Annotated in this window: 8 protein-coding genes and 2 pseudogenes; 4 read left to right on the forward strand and 6 right to left on the reverse strand. The window is 33.7% G+C overall.

The features are described from left to right. Nucleotides 1-223: 223 nt before the first annotated feature. Complete coding sequence (locus tag GGG_RS0109540; protein ID WP_010114206.1) at nucleotides 224-523, forward strand: hypothetical protein; 300 nt, start codon at nucleotides 224-226, stop codon at nucleotides 521-523. Between the two features lie 70 nt (nucleotides 524-593). On the opposite strand, the gene GGG_RS0109545 is transcribed toward GGG_RS0109540, so the two are convergent. The 6 genes and pseudogenes from GGG_RS0109545 to GGG_RS0109570 form a co-directional block, all read right to left on the reverse strand. After that, the gene (locus tag GGG_RS0109545; RefSeq protein ID WP_010114208.1) at nucleotides 594-788 is read right to left on the reverse strand and encodes a hypothetical protein; all 195 of its coding nucleotides are present in this window, start codon (nucleotides 786-788) and stop codon (nucleotides 594-596) included. Between the two features lie 342 nt (nucleotides 789-1130). Continuing rightward, nucleotides 1131-1874, reverse strand: a complete 744-nt coding sequence (locus GGG_RS0109550) for an SDR family oxidoreductase (RefSeq protein ID WP_010114210.1) — start codon at nucleotides 1872-1874, stop codon at nucleotides 1131-1133. A gap of 318 nt (nucleotides 1875-2192) precedes the next feature. Then, complete coding sequence (locus GGG_RS0109555; protein ID WP_010114211.1) at nucleotides 2193-2630, reverse strand: MarR family winged helix-turn-helix transcriptional regulator; 438 nt, start codon at nucleotides 2628-2630, stop codon at nucleotides 2193-2195. A gap of 102 nt (nucleotides 2631-2732) precedes the next feature. After that, nucleotides 2733-2884 (reverse strand): annotated as a pseudogene (locus tag GGG_RS19660) (putative quinol monooxygenase); the annotation flags it as partial. Between the two features lie 99 nt (nucleotides 2885-2983). Beyond that, nucleotides 2984-3487 carry a hypothetical protein gene (locus GGG_RS0109565; protein ID WP_010114213.1) on the reverse strand — a complete coding sequence of 168 codons (504 nt, stop codon included), beginning with the start codon at nucleotides 3485-3487 and terminating at the stop codon, nucleotides 2984-2986. Nucleotides 3488-3591: 104 nt separating this feature from the next. Continuing rightward, nucleotides 3592-4392, reverse strand: coding sequence for a hypothetical protein (locus GGG_RS0109570; RefSeq protein WP_010114214.1), 801 nt, complete (start codon nucleotides 4390-4392; stop codon nucleotides 3592-3594). A gap of 165 nt (nucleotides 4393-4557) precedes the next feature. Between GGG_RS0109570 and metG the strand changes: the two are divergent. The 3 genes and pseudogenes from metG to GGG_RS0109585 form a co-directional block, all read left to right on the forward strand. Continuing rightward, nucleotides 4558-6614: pseudogene (gene metG, locus GGG_RS19665) on the forward strand (methionine--tRNA ligase). 97 nt (nucleotides 6615-6711) lie between these two features. Continuing rightward, nucleotides 6712-7725 carry a DUF262 domain-containing protein gene (locus GGG_RS19670; protein ID WP_010114216.1) on the forward strand — a complete coding sequence of 338 codons (1014 nt, stop codon included), beginning with the start codon at nucleotides 6712-6714 and terminating at the stop codon, nucleotides 7723-7725. Between the two features lie 106 nt (nucleotides 7726-7831). Then, nucleotides 7832-8428: HEPN domain-containing protein (locus GGG_RS0109585; protein WP_010114217.1), on the forward strand; the 597-nt coding region annotated here is incomplete at its 3' end.

Below are 8428 nucleotides of genomic sequence, written 5' to 3' on the forward strand. Positions count from 1 at the left end.
AAAATGCTAGTTTAACTGTATTTTGTATTTAGGTTAAGCTCAGTTCTCATCAGCTTTTTGAATGTTGTTATTTATCCTACCTATTTAGTCTGAATTTTATTGATTTTCATACATTAAAACATCCAGATATTGCACAACAATTTCGCTACAAATGGAGGTTAAGCTTCCGCTATATTGTTTCCCATATTTAAATATTTTCTACTAACAATAAGAAGGTGAATTTATGAATCGCATTTTAGCTTTAATCCTCTCCTTATTCATTTCTAGTTTTGTGATTGCAGCGACATCGACTAGTGCTGTCCGAACCTCTTCTGGACAAATCGTTAACGTTGGCGACACTGCCTCTGAAATGATGATGCGTATAGCGCAATCACCCGTTTCAATGAATTCTTATGAAGTAAAAGAAGGTGATCTGACTGTAACCGCCTCAGATTATACTTATGACATTGATAATGTTCTTTATACATTGACTGTCATCAATAATCAGGTCCGTAAAATTGAATGGGTTCGTAAAGATCCTTAATGACAAAAAATGATCAAAATAAAAGCCTTTGCTGATAAACAACAAAGGCTTTTATGTTATGGAATTCAACTTAGTTGGCTTGATCATCATCTTTCTTGTGTTTCAAATCGTTAATCGCTTTTTCTCCTTTGAGTAATGCCTCTTGCGCTTTATGCTTTAAATCATCTGCCGCTTTTTCAGCACCTAATTTGGCTTCTTTTGCTTTCAGCTTCAAATCATCTGCAACTTCTGAGGCTTTATTTTTTAGATCATCTAGTTTTGTCATAGGCTTTTTCCTGTTGTTCGAATTAAACGTTCAAATAAACTACGTTAGTGAACAGCACATTCCTCATTGAGTCATAGCGAGATTTATTTATAGCAAGAGAAACTTGTTTAATGTGAGAAAACTGCAATTTGAAACAATCGAGCTACATAGCGACATAATGTATCGATTCATTTGTATGATTGTTTCTTTTATCAACAATCAAGTTCATAAAATTGAATAATACCTAAAGATTCTTAACCATAAAAACAAAAGAGTCGAGTTAATTATTTAACTCGACTCTTTATAAAAATTTATTAATTTATAATCATATAGACGAATAAATTATAACCTTAAAATATTAAATTAAGCGCTTAAACCACCATCAATATTCAGACCTGCACCAGTAATAAAGCCTGTTTCTGGGCCAGCGAGATAAGCAACAAAAGCTGCAATTTCTTCTGGAACACTATAACGTGATACTGCGGTTACACTCTTCATCATATCTGAAAATTCGCCATCTTCTGGATTCATTTCAGTTGCAACGGGACCAGGTTGAACATTATTAATCGTAATTCCCCTTGGACCTAAATCACGGGATAAACCTTTGACTAAACCTGTTAATGCAGACTTACTCATTGCATAAATAGAACCGCCAGCAAAAGGCATACGTTCAGCATTACAACTACTAATATTAATAATACGACTGCCTGATGGCATATGTTTAATCGCTTCTTGTGTTGCTAAAAAGACAGCACGGACATTGATTGCCCAAATACGATCAAGCTCAGCTAAACTAACGTCATCAACTAATGCAAAGGTACCGATTCCAGCATTATTCACGAGAATATCCAGCCCTCCGAGTTCTTGTACGGTATGCTGAACTGCACTAATAATGGCTTGTGGATCTGCACTATCTGCGCGAATAGCGACAGCTTTTTGACCCGCTTCGTGTACTGACTGAATCGTCTTTTCAGCATCCGCTTCCCGACTGTGATATGTAAATGCAATATCAGCACCCTCTAGAGCCAGTCTTTGTACAATCGCCGCGCCAATACCACGACTACCACCAGTCACTAAAACTCTTTTACCTTGCAATGATTGATTCATTTAAATACTCACTTTGATATGGATTCAGGAGAACTGTGCATATTCATATGATGCACTATTAAATATCCCATGATTATATCGCGCACGACTAAAATTACAGTGATTTTATGTAACACAGCTTATGTTCAGATAGCAGATTGGCTAATGAAAAAATAAAAAACCATATAACTCATTGTAAAATCATGAAATTATTTACATAGATTTATATAATTGTTTTTAAATAGTGAAGTTTTTGGGGTTATTTACATGTCTAATTCGATACAAAAGAATAAAAACGAGTCAATTTAAAAGATAAATATTCATTTTATTCTTTTACTTCTATTCACCTAAATTAGCGCGAATGACTCTAAGATCCTCAGTTAACGCATTGATTTTTTCTGGTTCACATTTTACTGAAGAGAGAATTTTTTCTGGAATGTAAGCTACTTTTTTTTCCAAATCTCTAGCTTTTTCAGTGATTGAAATAAAGACCATTCTTTCATCAGTTAATGAACGTTTGCGCTCGATTAAATTCAATGTTTCTAATCTTTTTAGTAAAGGCGTAAGCGTAGATGATTCTAAAAATATTTTTTTACCAATTTCTGAAACCGTCAATTGGTCATTTTCCCATAAGATTAACATCACCAAATACTGAGGGTAAGTGATGCCGTAAGGCGTTAATAATTTCCTATAGTATTTATTTAAAGAAAGATTTGTTGCATAAAATGCAAAAAACAATTGGCTATCGAGCTTAGTAAGCGCATCTTTTTCAGACAATTTTAGATCTCCAAAAGTAAAAACAAAGTCTATTATAGCTCTAAATGAGTGTAATCCGTACAAAGATTAATAGGTTCATGAAGTCCCACTTTTCCTCGATAAAACAAAATGTCCTTTGTTTCTTAAACATGAAAAAGGTCATAAGCAAGACAGCCTTGTTCTTGTTTAGTTTTCTCAACGAGTTCTAGGTACAGTGGTAAGACTAAATCAATCTGATCCACTTGAATAAAGTCTTCTGCAACAAGCTTTAACATTTAACTTTCTCTCAATATTTTATTCAGAACTCTTTTTAAAGCTGTACAGGTGAATATTTCATTTTAACAAAACGTAGCTCAAATTTAACAAAGCTTAGCTCAGAGTGGAGAAGATTTATATTTACTGATTGCATTGTCTTGCAAACGATCAAATCGTCTTTTATTGACAATAAGATACATCGTATTTCCACTAATTAAACCTACAATGAGCGGTGGTAGAATAATGAATAAACCAATCACACCAAAAACTAAGCTCTCTAATACATCATTGATCATGCCATCTAAAAACTGAATAAAAAAGATGAGGCTCAACCAACTCAAAGTAACGATTACAACAACTTTAAGGATTTGTTTTATTTCAAATACTTTACTTGGTGCTTTTAATCCACTCAAAATGATTAAAAAAATAATAAAGGCAAAAAACATTAAAAATGGCGTTAGATAAAGCATCACTTCAATGCCACGACTAGATATTCGTTCCGAGGCCACAACAAATAAGTTGCCATGATAAAAGTGGAGCAAAGAACAGAATGGGACAACCAAGCTCAATACCGAACTCAAACTTGCAAATATTGCCGAAAAGAATAAAGCCCAAGACCGCATGATATTCTCCTTTTTCGATCTTGGTTGTATTGTCTAAAGTTAAAATGTGTATTGAACGTGGTCTATGTGAAATTTAAGTGAAGTTTTAAATATTGATGGATATTTTACGATCTCACTGTGCTCATAAAACTAATTGCTGCAAACAACCAAATAAACAAAACAAAGCTACGTTCTTGATTAAAATGATTCATATCAGTGCCATGTAAAATGTTATGGCGAGTCATCGTCACAGTTGAACTGCTGTCCATTTTATAAGCTGGTAATTCTGAAAAATACGGATTTAATTCATGGGCAATTTTAGCTTTATGCCACAAACTTTTAATTTCATGCCCTTTTAAACCGGGTACAATTTTATAAACATCAACAAACTTGGTGTCATGTTGTTTTAAAAAACCATTTTGAATTAATACATCAGTCAATAAGCCTTCCAACTGAGCATAGAGAAGCGGGATACAACCTGCAAAAAATTTTAATTCATATAGCTTTAACGCTTCTTCAATCACTTGACGGCGCTGTATTTTAGATTCACCTATTTCCAATGCATCAAAAGCTTTAAATAGTTTTGTTTGAAAATGCTCAGCATTGATCAAGTCTAATAAATTAAATTGAGATACATCGTCAAAGTTATGAATTTCCTGCCAAAAATACAATAAATTCAAAGCATCATTGGCAACCTTTGCACCTACAGGTTGATCTAATTCATCGGCAAGGACATTAAAATAAGGCTCATTTTGCGCAAGCGTTTGTAGTGTTTCAATTAAGTATTGATGTTCGCTCTCAGAAATTCCATCAAGATAACGCTCAGCCTCATTGAGAATACTTTTCCCAAGTTGTGTTTTAGACTGTTGATTTTGTGGAATACGGGTTACAGCTTGGTCGAAATCAAAATCTTCGTCATCAATCATATACTTGTCGCTCTTGGGGATTGCTTTCTATTCTTTATCATAATCGATCGCCGTGACATAAAAAGCTACTTTTGATAAGAATTCACTTATTCTTTTGTGCAACTTCATAGCAATTAAGCTAAAATCATTGCCCTTGCATTAACTTTGAGAAAGAGAGTTATATCCGTGCGAAATATTTTAGTCACTAACGCCCTTCCATACGCAAATGGTCCAATTCATATGGGTCACTTACTCGGCTACATCCAAGCAGATATCTGGGTTCGTGCCATGCGTGCAATGGGACATGACGTGACTTATGTATGTGCGGATGATGCACACGGTACAGCGATCATGCTCCGTGCAGAAGCGAATGGCATTACGCCAGAAGCGCAAATCGCCAATGTTCAAAAAGAACATATCCGTGATTTTGATGGCTTTGGTGTACATTTTGACCACTATGATTCAACCAATAGTGAAGAAAATAAAAACCGTTCTTCTGAAATTTATATCAAAAACCGTGAAGCAGGCAATATTGCAATTCGCCCTGTCACACAATTGTTTGATCCTGAAAAAAGCATGTTCCTTTCAGACCGTTTCATTAAGGGTACTTGCCCAAAATGTAAGTCTGAAGACCAGTACGGCGACTCATGTGAAGTATGCGGTACAACTTATAATGCAACAGAATTATTAAATCCACGTTCTACTTTAAGTGGTGCAACACCTGTAGAAAAATCATCTGATCATTACTTCTTTAAACTGCCGAATTTCGCAGAATACTTACAGAAATGGACACGTGATGAAGGTCGTCTACCTGTTTCAATCGCCAACAAGCTTGATGAATGGTTTGATAATGGTTTAAACGATTGGGATATTTCCCGTGATGCACCTTATTTTGGTTTTGAAATTCCAGATGCACCGAACAAATATTTCTATGTCTGGGTGGATGCACCAATCGGTTATATGTCAAGTTTTGAAAACTACATCAAAACCAAACGCCCAGAACTGAGCTTTGAAGACTATTGGAAAAAAGATTCTAAAAATGAGGTCTATCACTTCATTGGTAAAGACATCGTTTATTTCCATGCATTGTTCTGGCCTGCGATGTTAGAAGGTGCAAACTACCGTACACCGACTGGTTTGTTTGTGAATGGTTTCTTGACTGTAAATGGTCAAAAAATGTCGAAGTCACGTGGTACGTTTATTAAAGCTGAAACGTATTTACAGCACTTGAATCCTGAATATTTACGTTATTATTTTGCATCTAAACTGTCTGATAAAGTTGAAGATTCAGATTTAAACTTAGACGACTTCGTACAAAAAGTGAATTCAGACTTAGTGGGTAAAGTCGTGAATATTGCCAGTCGTTGTGCAAAATTTATCAATACTAAATTTGATAATAAGTTAAGTGCAAACTGTGCTGAACCTGAATTGGTACAAAGCTTTATTGACGCTGGCGAATCAATTGCTCAAGCCTATGAAGCACGTGAATTCTCAGCTGCAATTCGTGAAATCATGGCGCTTGCGGATAAGGCCAACCAATATATTGATGAGAAAAAGCCTTGGGCTTTAGCAAAAATTGAAGGCGAAGAACAGCAAGTACATGACGTGTGTTCTGTGGGTATTAATTTATTCCGTCAATTGGCGGTTTACTTAGCACCTGTACTTCCAACTTTAGCGGCTCAAGTTCAAGATTTCTTAAAGTTAGAATCTTTTGATTTTGCTTCAACTAAAACAATTTTAGTGAATCATGAAATTGCGTTATTCCAACCGTTAATGCAACGTGTAGACCCGAAAGCAGTTACTGCTATGGTTGATGCGTCTAAAGACTCTTTGGCTGCTGCGGCTGAACCTGTAAAGGCTGAGAAGAAGAAAGAAAAAAAGTTGAGAAGAAGGCTGAACCTAAAGTCGGTGAGGCAGAAGTGATTGGTATCGAAGACTTTATGAAGGTTGATCTTCGTGTTGCGGAAGTCCTTGAAGCAGCGCATGTTGAAGGTTCTGACAAGCTTCTTCAACTCACTTTAAATGTTGGCGAAGCTGAACCACGTAATGTGTTTAGTGGTATTCGTGAGTTTTATGCACCTGAAGATTTAAAAGGCAAATTGGTGGTTATGGTTGCTAACCTTGCACCACGTAAAATGCGTTTTGGTATTTCAAATGGTATGGTACTCGCTGCGGGTAATGGCGAAGGTGTTTGGGTAATTTCACCTGAAACTGGTGCTAAAGCGGGCGATAAGGTTTCTTGATTTTCAAGTAGCAAAGAACCTATCGCTAACAAATGAACTCAAATTTTAAAGTTAAAGAGTAAGATATTATTTTTCTCTTTAACTTAGGAAATAATTTATGGAAAACTTAAAATATAATCTTTCTGTACTTCAAGAAAAAGCAAAAGAGCGGACTGTAAAAACTCAAAGCATTGAATATGATATAGAAACACTTATTAAAAAATTAGATAAAAATATTATAAAACTTGATCCTGAATATCAAAGAAGGCATCGTTGGGATAATAAAACATCCTCTAAACTTATTGAGAGTCTAATTCTTAACATACCAATACCTATCGTTTATATTTCGCAAGATGTTGATGTTGATCAAGAAACTTATGATGATGAATTTCGTTATTCTGTAATTGATGGTCAACAGCGTCTCACAGCTATAAAAAATTTTATGAAAGGAAAGTTTACATTAGAAGGACTAGAAACTCTTAGTGAGCTTAATGGCTGTAATTATAATGATTTACCACCCTTTCTCACAAGACGATTAGAAGAACGCAGTATTAAATGTCTAAGAATAGATTCTACATTAGATGCTCAAGTAAAACTTGATATTTTTGAACGTTTAAATTCAGGATCAGTTAAATTAGAGGCTCAAGAGCTTAGAAATGCAATTTATAGTGGCCCATTTAATAACCTTATAAAAGAGTTATCAAAAGATAATAATTTCAGAGAGTTACTACAAATCAATAATGAACTACCTGAAACTAACAATAAAGTTAAACAAATGGAAGATGTTGAAATAGTTTTAAGATTTTTTGCATTAAAGAATAATCGGTATGAATTATACAAAAAAAGCAAAGATCATGGTTTTTCTGATTTCTTAAATGACTCGCTTAATGAATTTAACAAGTTTAATACTGAAGAAGTAAATAAATTTAAAATTGAGTTTACTGAGACAATGTCCTTTATCAAAAGTAATTATGGCAATATAGCCTTTGCCAAATTCAAATACTTATATGAGAAAGATGAATTAAAACTTCAATCTAAATTTAATATAGCTGTATATGATGCTTTCGCTATTTCCATTAATGATGCATTAAATGAAAATTTAGATATTAGAAATAAAAAAATGAATTATTAGATTTATTTAAAAATGAAGTTTTCTATGATTCCATATCAGGTAGTTACTTAGATACAAATAAATTAAAACATAGAATACAAGCTACGAAAATGGTATTGGGATGCAAATGAATACTTTTGTCAGCATCAGGTTAGAAAATATAGAAGCTCGTTTTTCTGAAATAGATACCTTATTAGAATTAGCTAAAAATTCCAAAAGTGATTCAAATAAATATAGTGCATTATGCCGATCTGCACATATATTATTAGTCAGTCATGTAGAAGGTATTTATAAAGATATTGTAAAAGATATTATTGATGATCTAAATAATCATACACAATTTGATAGTATTCCTTTAAATATTTTTAGAACGTTTTCGTTAGATTTCACTCACTCCAAAAATGATGATAAGTTCAATGAAGCGTTAAAAAATAAGCTACGACTCGTATGCAAAGATTATAAAACACAACTTACGCATCACCCTTTTTTAAGGGTAGATAATAAAAACCCTACAGCTAGAATTCTTGAAGAAATTTTAGAAAAATTTGGCGAAAAAAATTTTTTCAATTCACTATCCGAATCAAAATTGGAGATTGTTTTTGAAAATAATATAAAGGCATCACTAAAAGAACTTGAACGTATTAAAAAATATATAAAAAAAGGTACTTGTAATTATCCCTACACCATAGATAAGAGTTATTACATTAGTGCTACTAGTAAACCT

It is taken from the genome of Acinetobacter sp. P8-3-8, assembly GCF_000214135.1.
Taxonomy (GTDB): domain Bacteria; phylum Pseudomonadota; class Gammaproteobacteria; order Pseudomonadales; family Moraxellaceae; genus Acinetobacter.

Bases quoted from the DNA above. Each gene is read 5' to 3' on its own strand.
- GGG_RS19670 (WP_010114216.1), top strand. From the start codon at position 6,712: ATGGAAAACTTAAAATATAATCTTTCTGTACTTCAAGAAAAAGCAAAA.
- GGG_RS0109550 (WP_010114210.1), bottom strand. From the start codon at position 1,874: ATGAATCAATCATTGCAAGGTAAAAGAGTTTTAGTGACTGGTGGTAGT.
- GGG_RS0109565 (WP_010114213.1), bottom strand. From the start codon at position 3,487: ATGCGGTCTTGGGCTTTATTCTTTTCGGCAATATTTGCAAGTTTGAGT.
- GGG_RS0109545 (WP_010114208.1), bottom strand. From the start codon at position 788: ATGACAAAACTAGATGATCTAAAAAATAAAGCCTCAGAAGTTGCAGAT.
- GGG_RS0109540 (WP_010114206.1), top strand. From the start codon at position 224: ATGAATCGCATTTTAGCTTTAATCCTCTCCTTATTCATTTCTAGTTTT.
- GGG_RS0109570 (WP_010114214.1), bottom strand. From the start codon at position 4,392: ATGATTGATGACGAAGATTTTGATTTCGACCAAGCTGTAACCCGTATT.